The organism is Janthinobacterium tructae, from assembly GCF_006517255.1.
Taxonomy (GTDB): Bacteria; Pseudomonadota; Gammaproteobacteria; order Burkholderiales; family Burkholderiaceae_D; genus Janthinobacterium; species Janthinobacterium tructae.
The window spans coordinates 2,005,635-2,023,281 of the sequence record NZ_CP041185.1 but is presented as its reverse complement, the minus strand read 5'-3'; the positions used below and the strand labels follow the sequence as shown (position 1 = coordinate 2,023,281).

Annotated in this window: 19 protein-coding genes and 2 tRNA genes; 15 read left to right on the top strand and 6 right to left on the bottom strand. The window is 58.7% G+C overall.

Annotated features, from left to right (window positions below; translation table 11 throughout):
* Positions 1–46: 46 nt before the first annotated feature.
* From FJQ89_RS08835 to FJQ89_RS08825, 3 genes are all read right to left on the bottom strand, one after another.
* Positions 47–1,111, bottom strand: a complete 1,065-nt coding sequence (locus tag FJQ89_RS08835; RefSeq protein WP_141169907.1) for an alkene reductase — start codon at positions 1,109–1,111, stop codon at positions 47–49.
* Positions 1,112–1,167: 56 nt separating this feature from the next.
* Positions 1,168–1,464, bottom strand: a complete 297-nt coding sequence (locus tag FJQ89_RS08830; RefSeq protein ID WP_141169906.1) for an ArsR/SmtB family transcription factor — start codon at positions 1,462–1,464, stop codon at positions 1,168–1,170.
* 159 nt (positions 1,465–1,623) lie between these two features.
* Positions 1,624–1,986 carry a DUF1304 domain-containing protein gene (locus FJQ89_RS08825; protein ID WP_423245195.1) on the bottom strand — a complete coding sequence of 121 codons (363 nt, stop codon included), beginning with the start codon at positions 1,984–1,986 and terminating at the stop codon, positions 1,624–1,626.
* 195 nt (positions 1,987–2,181) lie between these two features.
* Between FJQ89_RS08825 and sugE the strand changes: the two genes are divergently transcribed.
* Both sugE and FJQ89_RS08815 read left to right on the top strand, forming a co-directional pair.
* The gene (gene sugE, locus FJQ89_RS08820) at positions 2,182–2,502 is read left to right on the top strand and encodes a quaternary ammonium compound efflux SMR transporter SugE (RefSeq protein ID WP_070217981.1); all 321 of its coding nucleotides are present in this window, start codon (positions 2,182–2,184) and stop codon (positions 2,500–2,502) included.
* A gap of 23 nt (positions 2,503–2,525) precedes the next feature.
* Positions 2,526–2,855, top strand: a complete 330-nt coding sequence (locus FJQ89_RS08815) for an SMR family transporter (RefSeq protein WP_141172706.1) — start codon at positions 2,526–2,528, stop codon at positions 2,853–2,855.
* Here FJQ89_RS08815 and FJQ89_RS08810 read toward each other — a convergent pair whose 3' ends face one another.
* The gene (locus FJQ89_RS08810) at positions 2,856–3,818 is read right to left on the bottom strand and encodes a M14 family metallopeptidase (RefSeq protein ID WP_141169904.1); all 963 of its coding nucleotides are present in this window, start codon (positions 3,816–3,818) and stop codon (positions 2,856–2,858) included.
* Positions 3,819–3,956: 138 nt separating this feature from the next.
* Here FJQ89_RS08810 and FJQ89_RS08805 point away from each other — a divergent pair, with 138 nt between their 5' ends.
* Positions 3,957–5,069, top strand: coding sequence for an acyltransferase family protein (locus tag FJQ89_RS08805; protein WP_168208412.1), 1,113 nt, complete (start codon positions 3,957–3,959; stop codon positions 5,067–5,069).
* 15 nt (positions 5,070–5,084) lie between these two features.
* Here FJQ89_RS08805 and FJQ89_RS08800 read toward each other — a convergent pair whose 3' ends face one another.
* Complete coding sequence (locus FJQ89_RS08800) at positions 5,085–5,549, bottom strand: hypothetical protein (protein ID WP_141169903.1); 465 nt, start codon at positions 5,547–5,549, stop codon at positions 5,085–5,087.
* A gap of 147 nt (positions 5,550–5,696) precedes the next feature.
* On the opposite strand from FJQ89_RS08800, the gene FJQ89_RS08795 reads away from it, so the two are divergent.
* From FJQ89_RS08795 to FJQ89_RS08740, 12 genes are all read left to right on the top strand, one after another.
* Positions 5,697–5,773, top strand: a tRNA-Val gene (locus tag FJQ89_RS08795).
* Between the two features lie 80 nt (positions 5,774–5,853).
* Positions 5,854–5,930: transfer RNA gene (locus tag FJQ89_RS08790), tRNA-Val, on the top strand.
* Between the two features lie 210 nt (positions 5,931–6,140).
* The gene (thrS, locus tag FJQ89_RS08785; protein ID WP_096238553.1) at positions 6,141–8,048 is read left to right on the top strand and encodes a threonine--tRNA ligase; all 1,908 of its coding nucleotides are present in this window, start codon (positions 6,141–6,143) and stop codon (positions 8,046–8,048) included.
* Positions 8,049–8,150: 102 nt separating this feature from the next.
* Entirely contained in the window at positions 8,151–8,621 is a 471-nt protein-coding gene (infC, locus tag FJQ89_RS08780; protein WP_071076662.1) for a translation initiation factor IF-3, read from the top strand.
* Positions 8,622–8,848: 227 nt separating this feature from the next.
* Positions 8,849–9,046, top strand: a complete 198-nt coding sequence (rpmI, locus tag FJQ89_RS08775; RefSeq protein WP_010399216.1) for a 50S ribosomal protein L35 — start codon at positions 8,849–8,851, stop codon at positions 9,044–9,046.
* 26 nt (positions 9,047–9,072) lie between these two features.
* Complete coding sequence (gene rplT, locus FJQ89_RS08770) at positions 9,073–9,432, top strand: 50S ribosomal protein L20 (RefSeq protein ID WP_010399214.1); 360 nt, start codon at positions 9,073–9,075, stop codon at positions 9,430–9,432.
* 147 nt (positions 9,433–9,579) lie between these two features.
* Positions 9,580–10,596, top strand: a complete 1,017-nt coding sequence (gene pheS, locus FJQ89_RS08765; protein ID WP_034751917.1) for a phenylalanine--tRNA ligase subunit alpha — start codon at positions 9,580–9,582, stop codon at positions 10,594–10,596.
* Between the two features lie 193 nt (positions 10,597–10,789).
* On the top strand, positions 10,790–13,216 hold the full coding sequence (pheT, locus tag FJQ89_RS08760) for a phenylalanine--tRNA ligase subunit beta (protein ID WP_141169902.1): 2,427 nt from the start codon (positions 10,790–10,792) through the stop codon (positions 13,214–13,216).
* Positions 13,217–13,385: 169 nt separating this feature from the next.
* Positions 13,386–13,733 (top strand): integration host factor subunit alpha, encoded by a 348-nt coding sequence (locus tag FJQ89_RS08755; RefSeq protein WP_010399205.1) that lies wholly within the window; start codon positions 13,386–13,388, stop codon positions 13,731–13,733.
* 10 nt (positions 13,734–13,743) lie between these two features.
* Positions 13,744–14,148, top strand: a complete 405-nt coding sequence (locus FJQ89_RS08750) for a MerR family transcriptional regulator (RefSeq protein WP_141169901.1) — start codon at positions 13,744–13,746, stop codon at positions 14,146–14,148.
* Between the two features lie 201 nt (positions 14,149–14,349).
* Positions 14,350–14,982, top strand: a complete 633-nt coding sequence (locus FJQ89_RS08745) for a response regulator (RefSeq protein WP_034783185.1) — start codon at positions 14,350–14,352, stop codon at positions 14,980–14,982.
* Between the two features lie 144 nt (positions 14,983–15,126).
* Positions 15,127–16,542 carry a sensor histidine kinase gene (locus FJQ89_RS08740; RefSeq protein ID WP_141169900.1) on the top strand — a complete coding sequence of 472 codons (1,416 nt, stop codon included), beginning with the start codon at positions 15,127–15,129 and terminating at the stop codon, positions 16,540–16,542.
* 73 nt (positions 16,543–16,615) lie between these two features.
* Here FJQ89_RS08740 and FJQ89_RS08735 read toward each other — a convergent pair whose 3' ends face one another.
* Positions 16,616–17,425 (bottom strand): Crp/Fnr family transcriptional regulator, encoded by an 810-nt coding sequence (locus FJQ89_RS08735; RefSeq protein WP_099763284.1) that lies wholly within the window; start codon positions 17,423–17,425, stop codon positions 16,616–16,618.
* Positions 17,426–17,647 lie beyond the last annotated feature (222 nt).

Below are 17,647 nucleotides of genomic sequence, written 5' to 3'. Positions count from 1 at the left end.
GCAGGCAACAGCGACAACCTGCCGCTGCTGTCGCCCGGAGTGCCGTTCAAGCCAGTGCCGCCAGTGCCGGGTAGTCCGTGTAGCCGGCCGCATCGGGTGCGTACAGCGTATCCGGGTTCAGGGGATTCAAGGGCGCGTCGCTGTGCAGGCGGATGGGCAGGTCGGGGTTGGCGATGAACCACAGGCCGAAGGCCACGGCATCGGCTTCGCCCTTGGCCAGCAAGGTTTCGGCGGCCGCCTTGTCCATTTTCTCGTTGGCAATGTACACGCCGCCGAACTCCTGTTTCAGGTACGGACCCAGGCGGTCTTCACCGAGCGCTTCGCGCGCGCAGATGAAGGCGATGCCGCGCTTGCCCAGCTCGCGTGCCACATAGCCGAAGGTGGCGCGCGGGTCGGAGTCGCCCATGTCGTGCGCGTCGCGGCGCGGCGCCAAATGCATGCCCACCTTGTCGGCACCCCATACCTCGATGCACGCATCCGTCACTTCCAGCATCAGGCGGGCACGGTTTTCAACCGAACCGCCGTAGTTGTCGGTGCGCAAGTTAGTGCTGTCTTGCAGGAACTGGTCGAGCAAATAGCCATTCGCGCCATGGATTTCCACGCCGTCGAAGCCCGCTTTTTTCGCATTCTCGGCGCCCAGGCGGTAAGCCGCCACGATGCCGGGAATTTCTTCCGTATCAAGCGCGCGCGGCGTGACGAATTCCTGTTTCGGGCGCAGCAGGCTGACATGGCCGGCCGGCTTGACGGCGCTGGGCGCCACGGGCAAGTCGCCATCGAGGAAGACGGGCGCGGAAATGCGGCCCACATGCCATAGTTGCAGCACGATCAGGCCGCCCGCGTCATGCACGGCCTTGGTGATGTGTTTCCAGCCTTCCACCTGTTCCTCGGACCAGATGCCCGGCGTGTCCGCATAGCCCACGCCTTGCGGCGTGACGGCCGTCGCTTCCGAGATGATCATGCCGGCCGAAGCGCGCTGCGTGTAGTACTCGGCCATCAGGGCGTTCGGCACGCGGCCCGGATTGCCGGCGCGCGAACGCGTCAGCGGCGCCATGATGATGCGGTTTTTCAGTTGCAGGCTGCCAATGGTGATGGGGTCGAATAAGGTTGCCATGATTGCTATCTTTCTTGTCGAGAGTGCCGCGGGCGGCGATATGGATGGGGCTACGGTTACAAACCTTGCTGCATGTGCTGCAGAAAAGCCTGGAGGGTGGCTTTGTTGCGTTTAAAAAAGCTCCATTGGCCAACTTTCCTGGCTGAAATCAAATCGGCCTTTTGCAAGGTGGCCAGGTGGGCCGAGACCGTCGATTGCGACAGACCCAGCTTGCGGTCGATCAGTCCGGCACAGACGCCGAAGTCGAGCGGATGCTCTTGCTGGGCGAAATGCTGCTCCGGCTCCTTCAGCCATTGCAGGATCTGTCGCCGCACGGGATTGGCCAGCGCCTTGTGGATGGCGTCGATGTCCATGGTGTTTCTCCTGATCGATGTTCGTCTGTAGACGATATATGGTTCGTCTTTTGTGAATTTCAATATCGTAATTTTACGATATAAGTAAAAAGCCTGCTGGCGGCGTGGATTTTTCAAGGAGAGCGGCGTTGGGCGGCCGCCAAGGCCGCCCGGCAGGGATCAGGCGAAGTGGAACAGCAGCAGGGCGATGACGGCGGGCACCGTTTGCAGGTAGAGGATGCGCGTCATGACGGTCACTGCGCCCCACACGCCGGCCACGGCGATGCAGGCCAGGCCGAAGACGGTGAACGCATGGGCGATAGCCGGGTCAGGGTGAAAAAAACCCAGCGCCAGCGCGGCGACGAGAAAGCCGTTATAGCAACCCTGGTTCGACATGGCGGGACGCACGATCTCCGCTTTTTCCCTGGGCAGGCCAAACACCTTGCGTCCGCGCGTATCGAACAGCACGGTTTCCAGCAACACGATGTAGATGTGCAGTAGCAGGATGAGGGCGGTAAGGATTTGGGCCAGAAGCAGCATCATTGTTCCCGAGAGTGAGTGGATGCAGCGATTATGCTGCCGTCAGCATCTTTTTTGGCAGCAGCACTGGAAAAAAATGTGCTGGCGGCAAGAGCTTGCACCCGATGGTATACTTTTCCTTTTGCTCCTGTGGGGACGACCCCGCTCGATGTGGGGGCTGTATGGCGGGGACGACCCTGCCGCCTCAGGAGAGTGTGTATGGCGTGGATCATCCTGGTACTGGCCGGTTTGCTGGAAATCGGCTGGGCCATCGGCCTCAAATACAGCGCGGGGTTTACCCGTCTGGTGCCGTCCGTACTGACGGCTGTTTCCATGCTGGGCAGCGTGGTGATGCTGGGCCTGGCCTTGCGCACCTTGCCGTTGGGCACGGCGTATGCGATCTGGACGGGCATCGGCACCGTGGGCACGGCCATCTTCGGCATCATGGTGCTGGGTGAGCCGGCCAGCGCCGCGCGCATCGCCTGCATCGCATTGATCGTGTCGGGCATCCTGGGCTTGAAACTGCTCAGCCCACAATAAAGGATACAAGAATGAGCCTCGCCATGACGTATTTCTACCTGGCCATCGCCATCATCGCCGAAGTCATCGCCACCAGCGCCTTGAAGGCGTCCGACGGCTTCAGCCGCTTGTGGCCCAGTATCGTCACCGTGATTGGCTACAGCATCGCTTTCTGGTGTTTGTCCCTGACCTTGAAGGTCATTCCTACCGGCATCGTGTATGCGATCTGGTCGGGCGTGGGCATCGTGCTCATTTCCGCCGTGGGCTGGTTCTGGTTCAAGCAAAGCCTCGATACGCCGGCCTTGATCGGCCTGGGGCTGATCATTGCCGGCGTGCTGGTGATCAATTTGTTTTCGAAGTCCGTCGGGCATTGATCAGAAGCTGCTGGCCACCCGCGCCAGGTAATACCACTCGGCATTGGCTTGCGCGTTGACGTCCGGGAAGAGGATGTAGGCGTCGAATTCGGCCGTCACGGGCGTGCCGTCTGCGCGCACGCCAATTTGATCACCCTGTTTGACCTTGTCAAAGCTGGACCAGGTCTTGATGAAGCGGTCATCCGCGTGCAGCTTGTCGTGCACGACAACCATGTTCAGCGCTTCCATGTCCGCGTCGGCGATCGGTTCCGGCTGCGGCGCGTCGATGAAGCCGAGGAAGGCCAGCGTGTTCATGATGGCGCGGTAGGCCACGTCCGGCGCAGCCGGGTCCGCGTGCTGGCCGCATTCCAGGGTCAGGGCATAGCCACCCGTCGAGCGCATGTATTCGGTGGTGCCCACGCCATAGCGCAAGACCAGGCCCACCTGGTCGCTATTGCCCAGGCGGCGCTGCACGCCCTGGCCATACGCATGCAGCCAGCCGTCGACGAAGCGGCGCACGCCCAGGCGGCGCGCCAGCGCGCGTTCCTTGTCTTCATGTTGAAAAGGTTGCAGCGGGCCATCGTTGTTGCGTGGCCCCACCATGACGAAGGGCTGGCTGTCGGCGTTAAACGAGTGCAAGTCCAGCAGCACGTCGTGTTGGCCCAGCAGCGGGCACAGCCAGTTGGCGATACGGTCTTCGAAATCCTGTGGATTGTCGTTCGGAAATAGATTGCGGTTCAGGTTGCGGTCGCCGCTGCGCACGCCCTTGGCGTAGGCCAGGGGATTGGTGATGGGCACGAAGGTGACGCTGCCGGCCACGATGGATAGGGCGCCGCTGTCGAGTTCAGCCATCACGCGGTGGATGCCCTTGGTGCCGCAGGTTTCATTGCCGTGCACGGCGCCCGTGACGATCAGGCGCGGGCCGCTGCCCTGGCCCGTGTAGTTGATGGATTTGAAGTGGAGTGCGCTGCTCATGCTGGACATATCCTATGCTGTTGCTGGAAGGGAAAGCGGGGTCGGCATATTTTAGCGGGATTCGCCGTGCACGCCTGCAAAAAGTTGGCCATGGCAAGGTGCGGCATGGCATGATCGGCGCCACCGTTGTTTTCTCTTGCCAATTTCATGTCCAGCACTTCCCATGCTTCCCGCCTGTATGGCCTCGATACCTTGCGCGCGCTGGCCATCGTGCTCGTTTTCATGAACCATTATGTGCTGTTCGTCAGCGAGGGTGGGGCGTTTGGTTTCTGGGGGGAAATCGGCTGGGTCGGCGTGGACCTGTTCTTTGCCCTCAGTGGCTATCTGATCGGCAACCAGATTTTTGCGGCCTTGCGCAGCGAACACGGCTTTTCCCTGCCGCGTTTCTATGCGCGGCGCTTCCTGCGCACCTTGCCCAGTTTCTATGCCGTGCTGGCGCTGTACTATCTGTGGCCCGCGTTTCGCGGCGAGAGTACGCTGCTGCCCCTGTGGAAATTCCTGACCTTTACGCAAAACATCAACCTGACGCCGGGCACGGCGTTTTCGCATGCGTGGTCCTTGTGCGTGGAAGAGCAGTTCTATGTGTTGCTGCCGGCCGTGGCGCTGGCGATCGCCGCCTGCCGCCGGTCGCAGCTGTGGGCCTGGCTGGCCGTGGCCGCCAGCTTGATCGTCGGCATGCTGCTGCGCGCGTATTTGTGGAATGAGTATGTGCAAGTGCCGCGCGGCGGGCTCGGCTATTACAAGTACATTTACTATGCCTCGTGGTGCCGCTTCGACGAACTGGTGGCGGGCGTGGCGCTGGCGCTGCTGAAAAATTACCATCCCATCGCCTGGACGCGCCTCACGTCCTACGGCAACCGCACCTTGCTGGCGGGAATCGCTGGCACGGCGCTGATGTTTTACGTGTTTCTCACCGATCACTATGGTTATTGGGTGACCGTGCTCGGCTATCCGGCCCTGGCTGCCAGTTTTGCTTTGCTGCTGATCGCGGCGCTGAGTCCTGGCAGTGCACTCTATCAACTGCGCGTGCCGGGCGCGGCCAGCCTGGCGCTGTGGTCGTATGCGATTTATTTGCTGCACAAGCAGCTGTGCATCCTGTTGCGCCCGCTCTTGCAGGATATCGGTTACGGGCCGGACAGCCTGCCGGCGATCCTCGTGATGATTATTCTCAGCATTGCCACGGGCTGGCTTTTATATGCATTGGTGGAAACGCCGTTCATGCGTTTGCGGGCACGCTATGTTCCCGCCAATCACGCCTGATTGACATCTCGTTCATTACATATCGATCACATCGAGTCCCCGTGGCGTGCCTACCAGCAATTCCAGGATCGCATGCACGCGCAGATTCGTGTCTTCATGTTCCGTGTTGAAGATCAGGGTGCGCAGGCCGGGAACGGCTTCCGTGATGTGGTCGCTGGCGTAGGCATTGATCAATAACAAGACCAGGTCCGTGGCGCCCGCGCCGGGTTGGCGCCGCAGCCGGTCGTGGATCACGTTCAGCAGCGCGCGCTGCATGCGCGGCGTGGGATTGCTGATATAGGCGAAGACGCTCGGCGTGTTGGCGATGGCCGCGCAGATGCGCCGTTCGATCTCGTCGGGCTTCACGTCGGAGGCGATATCGAAATACGCGGCGTCCCAGCGCGTGCGCGCATACGGGTGGCCGGGCGGGAAGGAGTCGGCCGTTTCAAAACCGCAGATGCGGCTCAGGGTTTTCAGCCAGGCTAATATGGTGGAGTTCATGCCGCGATTCTAGCGGCATTCCGTGTGTGCCGTGCCGACTCTATATAAAGAGGGCTGACGCCCGGGGAGTGGATCAAAAACAGATTAAGTTTCCTGTAAAACAGCCCTTGTCATTCTGGGAAAGCCTCTCTATAATGCTGGTCTTCGGGGCGGTTAGTTCAGCTGGTTAGAATACTTGGTCGACATCCAAGGGGTCGGGGATTCGAATTCCTCACCGCCCACCAGAATTTGGCAGTAGATAGTTTTTAAGCTGGCGCAAGCCGCAAGCGGTCATTTGAAATACAATGATCAACAAAAGTTTTACGGGCGGTTAGTTCAGCTGGTTAGAATACTTGGTCGACATCCAAGGGGTCGGGGATTCGAATTCCTCACCGCCCACCAGAATGCAGTTAGAGAGAAAGGTAAAACCGGTTATGACACCGCGAACTACTACCAGGCTTTGGGAGTGACGCTAGTCGAACGGGTTTCCTTTGTCTCAAGAAAGTGAAAAACGCGGCTAGTCCGCGTTTTTTTGCGTCTGCGTTTTCCTTTCAGTATTTTACCCATCACATCGCAGTTTTACCTGGCGCCAGCGCCGATATGGAGATCAATATGCTTACAATCCGACTTCCCGATGGTTCCGCCCGTCAATTTGACGGCCCGGTCACCGTGGCCCAGGTTGCGGCCAATATTGGTACCGGCCTGGCCAAGGCTGCCCTGGCCGGCAAGGTCGACGGCAAGCTGGTCGATACTTCCTACCTGATCGAGCAAGACGCGGAACTGGCGATTGTCACGGACAAGGATGCCGATGGTCTGGAAGTGATCCGCCACTCGACGGCCCACTTGCTGGCGTATGCCGTCAAGGAATTGTTCCCGGATGCACAAGTGACCATCGGTCCCGTGATCGACAACGGTTTTTACTACGACTTCGCCTACAAGCGCCCGTTTACGCCGGAAGATCTGGTGGCGATTGAAAAGAAAATGGCGGAACTGGCCAAGAAGGATGAGCAAGTCACGCGCAAGGTTGTCGCGCGCGACGAAGCCATCGAGTACTTCAAGGGTATCGGTGAAGCCTACAAGGCAGAGCTGATCGGTTCGATTCCGGCTGACCAGGAAGTGTCGCTGTATTCCGAAGGCAAGTTCACGGACTTGTGCCGCGGCCCCCACGTGCCATCGACGGGCAAGCTGAAAGTCTTCAAGCTGATGAAGCTAGCCGGCGCCTACTGGCGCGGCGACTCGAAAAACGAGATGCTGCAGCGTATCTATGGCACGGCCTGGGCCAAGAAGGAAGATCAGGAACTGTATCTGCACAACCTGGAAGAGGCGGAAAAGCGCGATCACCGCAAGCTGGGCAAGCAGCTCGACTTCTTCCATTTCCAGGAAGAAGCGCCGGGTCTGATCTTCTGGCACCCGAAAGGCTGGTCGATCTGGCAGCAAGTCGAGCAATACATGCGCAATGTGTACCAGGTCAACGGCTACCAGGAAGTCAAGGCGCCGCAAATTCTCGACCGTGGCCTGTGGGAAAAAACCGGTCACTGGGATAATTACCGTGAAAACATGTTCATCACGGAATCGGAAAATCGCGCGTATGCGCTCAAGCCGATGAATTGCCCTGGCCACATCCAGATTTTCAACAATGGCATGCGCAGCTACCGCGACCTGCCATTGCGCTACGGCGAATTCGGCCAATGCCACCGCAACGAGCCGTCGGGCGCCTTGCACGGCATGATGCGCGTGCGCGGCTTCACGCAGGACGACGGCCACATCTTCTGCCTGGAAGAGCAGATCGCCGGCGAAGTGACGGCGTTCCACCAGCAGGCGATGGATGTGTACACGGCCTTCGGCTTCACGAATATCGATGTGAAGCTGGCCTTGCGCCCCGATAACCGCATCGGTACGGAAGAGTCGTGGGATTTTGCCGAAGAATCCCTGCGTTCGGCCTTGCGCGCCTGCGGCGTGGAATGGACGGAATTGCCGGGCGAGGGTGCGTTCTACGGTCCGAAGATCGAGTACCACCTGAAAGACAGTCTGGGCCGCGCATGGCAAGTGGGCACCGTGCAGATCGACCCGTCGATGCCGGGCCGTCTGGGTGCCGAATACGTGGCCGTGGATAACACGCGTCAGGTGCCGATCATGTTGCACCGCGCGATCGTCGGTTCGCTGGAACGTTTCATCGGCATCCTGATCGAACACTATGCGGGTGCCATGCCGTTGTGGTTGTCGCCAGTGCAAGTGTCCGTGTTGAATATTTCCGACGCTCAAGCCGACTATGTACAGGAAGTTACAACAAAACTGCGCAAAGCGGGGCTGCGCGTACAGGCTGATTTGCGTAACGAGAAGATTACCTATAAAATACGTGAACATTCCGTACAAAAATTGCCTTACATCTTAGTAATTGGCGACAAAGAGCGGGATGCAAATACAGTGGCCGTGCGGGCGCGGGGCAATATCGATCTGGGTGTCATGTCCGTCGATGCCCTGATTGAGCGACTCAAACATGAAGTCGACACCAAGGCCTGACGAGGAAACTCGCTGCACGACCGTCTTACAAGATTTTTAAAGGAAACTACAATAGCTACTGACAAGTCACATCGCATCAATGGCGAAATCACTGCCCCTGAAATGCGTTTAAGCGGGGTCGATAACGAGCCACTCGGTATCGTAAGTTTGGCTGAAGCCTTCCGCCTGGCGGAAGAGGCAAACGTCGACCTGGTGGAAATTGCGCCTACCGCGCAGCCACCGGTGTGCCGTTTGATGGACTACGGCAAATTTAAGTATTCGGAGCAGAAGAAAGCTCACGAAGCCAAATTGAAGCAAAAGATCATCCTCGTGAAGGAAGTCAAATTCCGTCCGGGGACTGATGATGGTGACTACAATATCAAGTTGCGTAATCTCATCAAGTTCCTCGATGAAGGTGATAAAACCAAAATCACGCTGCGTTTCCGCGGTCGTGAGATGGCGCATCAGGATATTGGCTTCCGCATGCTGGAACGTCTGAAAGCCGATCTGGAGCCGTATGGCCAGGTCGAGCAGTTCCCGAAGATGGAAGGCCGCCAAATGATCATGGTTCTTTCGCCTAAGAAGAAGAAGTAAGCTACAATAGCGTTTTACTGTGAGTCGACGTGGTTTGTGCCAGCATTGGTGCGACACACGATTCCAGGCAGAATTTGCGCGGCCCTGACAGCAATGTCCGGGCCGCGCGAACTGTAGCGGACTCGCATCCGCTGCACAGCATGTGAAAGCAGGCATCTAAGCGCAGCGTCGTGTTGCCACCTGCAATCCTGTTATAAATGGAGCTGTCCGTAAGAGGACAGATTGCTATGCCTAAAATGAAGACCAAAAGCTCTGCGAAAAAACGTTTTCGCGTGCGCCCGGGTGGTACTGTTAAATGTGGTCATGCGTTCAAACGCCACATCTTGACCAAGAAAACCACCAAGCTGAAACGCGCTCTGCGCGGTACCACCAATGTCGCTGCGTCTGACGTGAAATCCGTCTACCGCATGATGCCGACTGCTTAATCTCACACTCAATATAAGGAGTTACTATGCCTAGAGTAAAACGTGGGGTTACAGCTCGTGCCCGTCATAAAAAGATTCTTGTACAAGCTAAAGGCTACCGTGGTCGCCGCAGCCGTGTATATCGTGTTGCCAAGCAAGCAGTTATGCGCGCTGGCCAATACGCTTACCGCGATCGCCGCAACAAGAAACGCGTTTTCCGCCGCCTGTGGATCGCCCGTATCAACGCCGCTTCCCGTGAGCATGGCGTAACGTACAGCGTATTCATGAACGGCTTGAAAAAAGCAAATATCGAACTGGACCGTAAAGTCCTGGCCGATATGGCTGTGATGGACAAGCCAGCATTCGCTGCGATTGTCAACGCAGTTAAAGCAAAAATCGCTGCGTAAGCATCGGTCATTGCAGAACGTCATCCGTAGGGTGACGTCATAAAGAGCGGGGCAGGGGTTTTAACACCTTATGCCCCGTTTCCGTTTTTGATTGTTGGACTTTTGATAACCGAGTCCAGAATTGATGTCCAAAACAGGAAATGCCGCATGAACTCCCTAGAAGAACTCGTCGTCTCGGCCCAGGCTGACTTTATCGCCGCCGCAGACGCTGCCGCACTTGAAAACGCCAAAGCCCGCTACCTGGGCAAGACTGGCCAGATTACCGAAATGATGAAGGGCCTGGGCAAGCTGGACCCGGACGCGCGCAAGGCGCAGGGCGCCCTGATCAATGCCGTTAAAGTGCAGATCGAGGACGCGCTGACGGCGCGCCGTGATGCACTGGCCGATGCCCAGATGCAAGGCCGTCTGAACGCCGAAGCGATCGACGTGACCCTGCCAGGCCGTGGCCGCATGCCCGGCGGCATCCATCCCGTGATGCGCACGTGGGAGCGGGTCGAGGAAATCTTCCGCTCGATCGGCTTCGACGTGGCCGACGGCCCCGAAATCGAGAACGACTGGACCAACTTCACGGCGCTGAACAGCCCGGAAAACCATCCAGCCCGTTCCATGCAAGACACGTTCTACATCGATGGCAACGACACCGATGGCAAGCCCTTGCTGCTGCGCACGCACACCAGCCCGATGCAGGTGCGCTATGCGCGCACGCATACGCCGCCGATCAAGGTCATCGCGCCGGGCCGCACCTACCGCGTCGACAGCGATGCCACCCATTCGCCGATGTTTCACCAGGTCGAAGGCCTGTGGATTGCCGAAGACATCAGCTTTGCCGACCTGAAGGGCGTGTACCTGAATTTCGTCAAGGCCTTCTTCGAGACGGACGATTTGCAAGTGCGCTTCCGCCCGTCGTACTTCCCGTTTACGGAACCGTCGGCCGAGATCGACATCGCCTTTGGCTCGGGCCCTCTGAAGGGCCGCTGGCTGGAAGTGTCGGGCGCCGGCCAGGTGCATCCGACCGTTGTGAAGAACTTCGGCCTCGATCCCGAGAAATTCATCGGTTTTGCTTTCGGCTCCGGCCTGGAACGCTTGACGATGCTGCGCTATGGCATCAACGACCTGCGTCTGTTTTATGAAGGCGACTTGCGTTTCTTGAAGCAATTCAACTAGCAGTAACGAATAAAAAGTTCATGGCGTTGTTGCCTTGCCTCGCCGTACATTCGTACTGCCTTCGGCAAGGCGCCTAGCCCTGACCATTTTATTCGATACTGCAAACGGTTTATTTTTATACCCGGTTGCGCCACCAAACGGCGCTGGAGCTTGCTGCGGCGTGCTCGCGCTTTTACCCTTTGAAGGCTTGATTATGCAATTTTCCGAAAACTGGCTCCGTACCATGGTCGATCCGAAGATGACTTCGGACGAACTGGCCCATCTGCTGACCATGTCCGGTCTCGAAGTCGAGGACGTCGATCCCGTCGCCCCGCCATTCTCGAACGTGGTGGTAGGCCTGGTCCTGGAGATGGAAAAACATCCGAATGCGGACCGCCTGAATGTGTGCCAGGTCGATGTCGGCACGGGCACCATGCTCAACATCGTCTGCGGCGCGCCCAACGTGCGCCCGGGCTTGAAAGTCGTCTGCGCCATGGCGGGCGCCGTGCTGCCGCCTGGCGCCGATGGCAAGCCGTTTGAAATCAAGGTGGGCCAGCTGCGCGGCGTCGAGTCGCAAGGCATGCTGTGCTCCGCGCGCGAGTTGAAATTGTCGGAAGAAAACGCCGGCTTGATGGAATTGCCGGACGACGCGCCGATCGGCCAGAATTTCCGCGATTACTTTGCTTTGAACGACTTGAAATTCACCATCAAGTTGACGCCAAACAAGGCGGACTGCCTGTCCGTGCTGGGCGTGGCGCGCGAAGTGTCGGCGCTCACGGGCGTGACCCTGAATGTGCCGCAGTTCCGCACCGTGCCGGTGTCCAGCGACGAAATCCTGCCCGTCAAAGTCAGCGCGCCGGACCTGTGCGGCCGTTTCACGGGCCGCGTCATCCGCGGTTTGAACGCCCGTGCCGCCACGCCGGACTGGATGAAGCAGCGCCTCGAGCGCAGCGGCCAGCGTCCGTTGTCGGCCCTGGTCGACATTTCCAACTATGTCATGCTGGAACTGGGCCGTCCCAGCCACGTGTTTGACCTGGCGAAGATCCACGGCAGCCTCGACGTGCGTTGGGGCAAGGCCGGCGAATCCGTCAAGCTGTTGAATGGCAACACCATCGCCGTCGACGAATGGCTCGGCGTCATTGCCGATGAGCAGGAAATCGAATCGCTGGCCGGCATTATGGGCGGCGATGCCAGCTCGGTTTCGGACGATACGGACAGCATCTATCTGGAAGCGGCATTCTGGTGGCCGAACGCCATTCAAGGCCGCGCGCGCCGGTTGAATTTCTCGACCGATGCGGCGCACCGCTTCGAGCGCGGCGTCGATTTCGCCACCACCGTCGAGCACATCGAGCGCATCACCGCCCTGATCGTGGAAATCTGCGGTACGCCGGCAACGACCGTCGGCCCCGTCGACGACCACGTGGTGAACTTGCCGCAGCGCCAGCCAGTATCGATGCGCACGGCGCGCGCGCAAAAGGTCATCGGCGTGCCGCTCAACGACGAGCTGATCGCCGATATCTTCACGCGTCTGGCCCTGCCATTCACCCTGGCGGACGGCGTGTTTTCCGTGACGTCGCCCAGCTACCGTTTCGACATCGAGATCGAGGAAGACCTGATCGAGGAAGTGGCGCGCGTGTACGGCTTTGAAAACATCCCGACCCTGCCGCCCGTGGCCGCGAACGTGATGCAGATTGCACCAGAAAATACCCGCTCCCTGTTTGCGGTACGTCATGAGCTGGCCGACCTGGGCTTCCAGGAAGTGGTTAACATGAGCTTTGTCGATACGGCATGGGAGCGCGATTTCTCGGGCAACACCAATCCGATCAAATTGCAGAACCCGATCGCCAGCCAGATGAGCGTGATGCGTTCCTCGCTGATCGGCAGCCTGATCGCCAATGTGCGCTATAACCTGAACCGCAAGACGAACCGCGTGCGCATCTTCGAAGTGGGCGCCATCTACCAGCGCGACGACAGCGTGGAGAACGGCCCCTTGTCGGTGGCTGGCTACGCCCAGCCGAAGCGTGTGGCGGCCATGGCCTACGGCGCGGTTGCTGACGAGCAGTGGGGCCAGCCAGCCCGCACGGTCGACTTCTTCGACGTGAAGGCGGACCTGGAAGCGCTGTTCGCGCCGCTGGTCTTGCGTTTCACCAAGGCGGAGCACCCGGCCCTGCATCCGGGCCGTTCGGCCAACGTGGAACTCGATGGCAAGGTCATCGGTTTCATCGGCGAATTGCACCCGCGCTGGATGCAAAAGTACGACTTGCCGCTGGCGCCCGTGCTGTTCGAAGTGGATGCCGCTGCCCTGACGCAACGCGTCGTGCCCGTGTACCAGGAAATCTCGAAATTCCCTGGCGCCAGCCGCGACCTGGCCGTGGTCGTCAAGCAATCAGTGGCGGTGCAGGATCTGCTCGACAGCTTCCACGCCGCCGCCAAGGCAAGCGCTGCAGCGCGTATCGTGCAAGCCATTGTTTTATTTGATGAATATCGTGGAAAAGGGCTGGAAACGGATGAAAAAAGCCTTGCTTTCCGGATTAGCTTGCAAGATACTCAAAACACCCTGCAAGACGATGTCGTCGATGGCTTGATGGCTGTCCTGATCGATGCTGCCAAGCAGGGCCACGACGCAAAACTGCGTTCGTAATACCGGACTGGCCGTCGCCTTGCGTGACGGCCTTTCCGTCGTCAACCGTAGACGAGCTTGCCATGTGGCGGGCTCGGGCGCACAGAAAAGGCAGGGCAGGAAAATTAATAACAGCGACGTTGATTCCGCCGTACTGCAATCCGCACTGGCCGCCGATTTGCATCGGGCCATGCTGGTTGCCAAGGTGCGCCAGGAAGCGGAAAAAGATTTACCCACCTTGACCAAGGCGGAACTGGCCGAACTGTTGTTCGAGCAAGTGGGCCTGAACAAGCGCGAAGCGAAGGATATGGTCGAGACCTTTTTCGACGAGATTCGCAATGCGCTCGAGCGTGGCGAGGCTGTCAAGCTGTCCGGTTTCGGCAATTTTCAGTTGCGCGACAAGCCGCAACGGCCGGGCCGCAATCCGAAGACGGGCGAAGAGATTCCCATCACGGCACGCCGTGTCGTGACTTTTCATGCGAGCCAGAAGCTGAAAAGCATGGTCGAAGAGACCAGTCCGCTGGCACGTGCTGCCTGAGTGAGTGGCGATGAACGAGCGCATCAGTAAAACCGAGTTGATCGCCTTGCCGCCCATTCCGGCGAAACGCTATTTCACGATCGGCGAGGTGAGCGAGTTGTGCGGCGTCAAACCGCACGTACTGCGCTACTGGGAGCAGGAGTTTTCCCAGCTCAAGCCGGTCAAACGACGTGGCAACCGCCGTTATTATCAGCACCATGAGGTGCTGCTGATACGCCGTATCCGCGAGTTGCTGTATGAACAGGGTTTTACCATCAGTGGCGCGCGCAACAAGCTCGATAGCCGTGGCGCATCGCATGCCATCGTCGACGAATTGCCTGTGCTGCCGGCCATGCCTGTCGTGCCGCAGGAAGCACCGCTGGACCGCGTGTGGATACGCAATGAATTAATTGCGATTTTAAACTTGCTAAAATAAGATTTGTACCAATATAGGTCGGGTCGTCCGATAGCGGTCGACTAGATTGCATGGGCTTGCCGCCCGGGCGTTGCCGCTAGCCTGCGGCGCGCCATATTTTGAATATAATGTTAATGTTGCGTTTTTGTTAGTGACGCTAAGCCGGAGCAGCGTGCAGGTTCCGGTAGTCTTTCCCAGGCCAGGAAAATTTAAGGGGAAACAATGATACGCGTTGCCATTTGTGATGATCACCAAATAGTACGAGCTGGATTCAAGCAGATTTTTTCGTCGTCAAGCGATTTCAGTGTGGTGGCGGAAGCCGGTACGGGGCGCGAAGCGCTCGATATCGCCCGCCGCGAAATATGCGATGTATTGCTGCTCGATATAGCCATGCCCGATCAGAGCGGCATCGATACCTTGCGCACGATCCGCCAGGGCCAGCCGGAATTGCCCGTACTCATACTCAGCGGCTATCCCGCGCAGCAATACGCGCTGAACTTGTTCAAGATGGGCGCGAATGGCTATCTGAACAAGGAATGCGAAGCCGATGAGCTGATGACGGCCGTGCGCACCGTGTTCCAGGGGCGCCGCTATGTCAGTTCCACCGTGGGCGAGTTGCTGGCGCAGTCGTTCGACCGCGACACGAATGCGGCCCTGCATACGGAATTGTCGGACCGCGAGTTCCAGGTCTTCCTGCGCCTGGCGCGCGGCGCGACCGTGTCCGATATCGGCGTGGCCTTGTCGCTGAGCATCAAAACGGTGAGTACTTACCGTACGCGCATCATGGAAAAAATGGGCTTGCAATCGAACAGCGACTTGACCTATTACGCAATGAAAAACAATTTGCTTGACTAGCGCTGCAGTGCGATCATGGAAACATGATCGCTCAGCCAGCTAGCCAGCACGACTTGTGCAGTGCAGCAGTTTGTGGCGAGGACTATAATTGGCCGGCGCCGGCGCTTCTTCTTGCGCCGAACCTTGCTAAGGATGCACATCAGGATGTATTTCACCGTTGAACCGGCCCCGAATCACCGCCTGCCCCTGTACAAGACGATCCTGTGCGTCACTTGCGCCTTGCTGCTTGTACTCAATGGTTTCAGTCTCTATCATAACTTGCAGTCGCTGAAGGGCACGAATGCCTTGCTCAGCCAGAGCGCCCGCGTGGCGGACCGCCTGCAGTATCTGAACGTGCTCGTGCTCGATGCGGAAAGCAGCTTGCGCGGTTATTTCATTTCTGGCTCCGAAACGTATCTGGGCCCGTCGAAGACGGCTGCCACCGAAATCGACAACGAATTGAACGAGCTGCAAGCCTTGCTCGCGGGCAGTCCCACCCAGCTGAAAAACCTGGCGCAATTAAAAAGCTTGATCCGTCGCAAGATGTCGATGCTGCAAGAGTCGATCGAGGTCTACAAGCAGGGCGGGCTGGCTGAAATCGTCAATATCTCGCGCGTGACCGATGACCGCGCCACCATGGACGAAATCCGTCTGCAGGTGGTGATCATGGCGCGCGAACAGAATGAAGCGCTGTCCTCCGGCAGCGCCGCTTTTTATCATGAGTACCAGAAAGCCGTGCTGCTTGGCATCGGCATCAATGCTCTGGCCATCCTCGTGCTGATCATGTTTTACCAGCTGGTGCGGCGCAGCTTCCAGAACCGCGCGGCCGTCGAGTATGCCCTGCAAAATGCCAACGACACGCTGGAATCGACGGTCAGCAAGCGCACGGAGCAGTTATCTGTGCTGTCGCGCCATTTGATCAGCGTCAATGAAGTGGAGAAGGCGCGCCTGGCGCGTGAGCTGCACGATGAGCTGGGCGCCCATTTGACGTCGATCAGCATGGACCTGGGCGCCGTCACGCAGCAGCTGGCACACACGCAGCCTGAACTGGCCGCGCAATTGCGCCGCGCCAAGGCGACCCTGCTGGAAACGGTGGAACTGAAGCGCCGCATCGTCGAGGATTTGCGCCCCAGCCTGCTCGATAACCTGGGCCTGTGCGCCGCCATCGAAAGCTATTGCGAGGATTTTGCGCGCATGAGCTCGGTTCGCTGTGAAACGGACGTGGCCATCAATATCGACAACCGCGAAGCCACCCTGACGATTGCCCTGTTCCGTATCGTGCAGGAATCGCTGACGAATATCCTCAAATATGCGCGGGCCGGCATGGTCAGCGTGACATTGAAGCGCAATGAGCACGGCCTGGTGCTGCGCGTGATCGACGATGGCATCGGCATCACCGAAGATGCGCTGCAAAAACCCATGTCGCACGGCTTGCTGGGCATGCGCGAGCGCGCCTTGCTGCTGGGCGGCACCCTCACCGTGCGCCAGGGGCCGGAAGGCAAGGGCACTTGCGTGGAAGCCGTGATTCCACTGCCGCTGACGCCGGAGCGGGAAGAGCTCGACGAGGACGCCAGCGTGTAAGTGTTTCTGGATGCAAAAAAATGGCCGGGCATACAGCCCGGCCATTTTTTTATCTGTTCAGATCAGCAGCGCTTCAGCAGCGTGACACGTCGCGCAGCAAGCGGTCGTATTCCGTCTTGGCGACCTTGTAGCACTCGCCCGCATAGCATTCCAGGCCGGCGCGGTCCAGCACCGTGATATTGCCGCGGCGATAGTGGATCAAGCCTTCATCTTGCAGCTTGCCGGCGGCGGCCGTGATGCTTTCGCGGCGCACGCCCAGCATGATGGAGATCAGCTCCTGCGTCACTTTCAATTCGTTCGACGGCGAACGGTCCAGGCGGTCCAGCAGCCAGCGGCACAGCTTTTGCTCGATCGAACTGTGGCGGCCGCCGACGGCGTTCTGCGCCATTTGCGCAAACAGGGCGTTGGTGTAGCGCATCAGCAACTGGGGCAGGGCACCGCCTTGATTGAAGGCGTCGCGCAAGCTTTGCGTTTTCAGGCGATAACCGTAGCCGGCGCTTTGCACGACGGCCGTGCACATGGCGCGCTCGCCTGCCAGCAACGAGGCACCGGCCACGCCTTCATGGCCGACGACGGCGATTTCCGTCGTGGCGCCATCTTCCATCACGTACAGCAGCGAAATGATGGCGGTGGTGGGGAAATAGCTGTATTCCAGGTTGTTACCGTAGGCATACAGTTCCTTGCCGAAAGGCAGTTCCACCAGTTCCAGGTCTTCGAACAGCGATTCGAGCGCGGCGCGCGGCAGGGCGGCCAGCAATTCATTTTGTTGGGCACTGCTGAGGCTAACCCGCGACGCAAGCTTGATTTCCCGACCAGCCGCCGGCATGGCGCGCGGCAGCAACTGGTTCTTCTGGACCGGGGTGATAAGTTGAGTATGGCTCATAGTATTCCTCACAGGCTTTTTGCATCGGAGTGCGACTGCCGCGTTGCTGGTCGAAAGCTGCGCCGCATCCATCGGATAACGGTGTTTTTTTTCAACCGCGCGGTGCAGATCGCGATGTAGCTACTTTAAAAGCTTATGTAAGTGGCGAACATAAGATTAGCAGTCGCCACTTTGTAGTCTCTTCTGAGGTGAAATTGTAGTCCTTGTCCTACGTGCACACTT

Coding starts and splice junctions, on each gene's coding strand:
- FJQ89_RS08835 (WP_141169907.1), bottom strand. CDS start 1,111: ATGGCAACCTTATTCGACCCCATCACCATTGGCAGCCTGCAACTGAAA.
- FJQ89_RS08830 (WP_141169906.1), bottom strand. CDS start 1,464: ATGGACATCGACGCCATCCACAAGGCGCTGGCCAATCCCGTGCGGCGA.
- FJQ89_RS08825 (WP_423245195.1), bottom strand. CDS start 1,986: ATGATGCTGCTTCTGGCCCAAATCCTTACCGCCCTCATCCTGCTACTG.
- sugE (WP_070217981.1), top strand. CDS start 2,182: ATGGCGTGGATCATCCTGGTACTGGCCGGTTTGCTGGAAATCGGCTGG.
- FJQ89_RS08815 (WP_141172706.1), top strand. CDS start 2,526: ATGACGTATTTCTACCTGGCCATCGCCATCATCGCCGAAGTCATCGCC.
- FJQ89_RS08810 (WP_141169904.1), bottom strand. CDS start 3,818: ATGTCCAGCATGAGCAGCGCACTCCACTTCAAATCCATCAACTACACG.
- FJQ89_RS08805 (WP_168208412.1), top strand. CDS start 3,957: ATGTCCAGCACTTCCCATGCTTCCCGCCTGTATGGCCTCGATACCTTG.
- FJQ89_RS08800 (WP_141169903.1), bottom strand. CDS start 5,549: ATGAACTCCACCATATTAGCCTGGCTGAAAACCCTGAGCCGCATCTGC.
- thrS (WP_096238553.1), top strand. CDS start 6,141: ATGCTTACAATCCGACTTCCCGATGGTTCCGCCCGTCAATTTGACGGC.
- infC (WP_071076662.1), top strand. CDS start 8,151: ATGCGTTTAAGCGGGGTCGATAACGAGCCACTCGGTATCGTAAGTTTG.
- rpmI (WP_010399216.1), top strand. CDS start 8,849: ATGCCTAAAATGAAGACCAAAAGCTCTGCGAAAAAACGTTTTCGCGTG.
- rplT (WP_010399214.1), top strand. CDS start 9,073: ATGCCTAGAGTAAAACGTGGGGTTACAGCTCGTGCCCGTCATAAAAAG.
- pheS (WP_034751917.1), top strand. CDS start 9,580: ATGAACTCCCTAGAAGAACTCGTCGTCTCGGCCCAGGCTGACTTTATC.
- pheT (WP_141169902.1), top strand. CDS start 10,790: ATGCAATTTTCCGAAAACTGGCTCCGTACCATGGTCGATCCGAAGATG.
- FJQ89_RS08755 (WP_010399205.1), top strand. CDS start 13,386: ATGCTGGTTGCCAAGGTGCGCCAGGAAGCGGAAAAAGATTTACCCACC.
- FJQ89_RS08750 (WP_141169901.1), top strand. CDS start 13,744: ATGAACGAGCGCATCAGTAAAACCGAGTTGATCGCCTTGCCGCCCATT.
- FJQ89_RS08745 (WP_034783185.1), top strand. CDS start 14,350: ATGATACGCGTTGCCATTTGTGATGATCACCAAATAGTACGAGCTGGA.
- FJQ89_RS08740 (WP_141169900.1), top strand. CDS start 15,127: ATGTATTTCACCGTTGAACCGGCCCCGAATCACCGCCTGCCCCTGTAC.
- FJQ89_RS08735 (WP_099763284.1), bottom strand. CDS start 17,425: ATGAGCCATACTCAACTTATCACCCCGGTCCAGAAGAACCAGTTGCTG.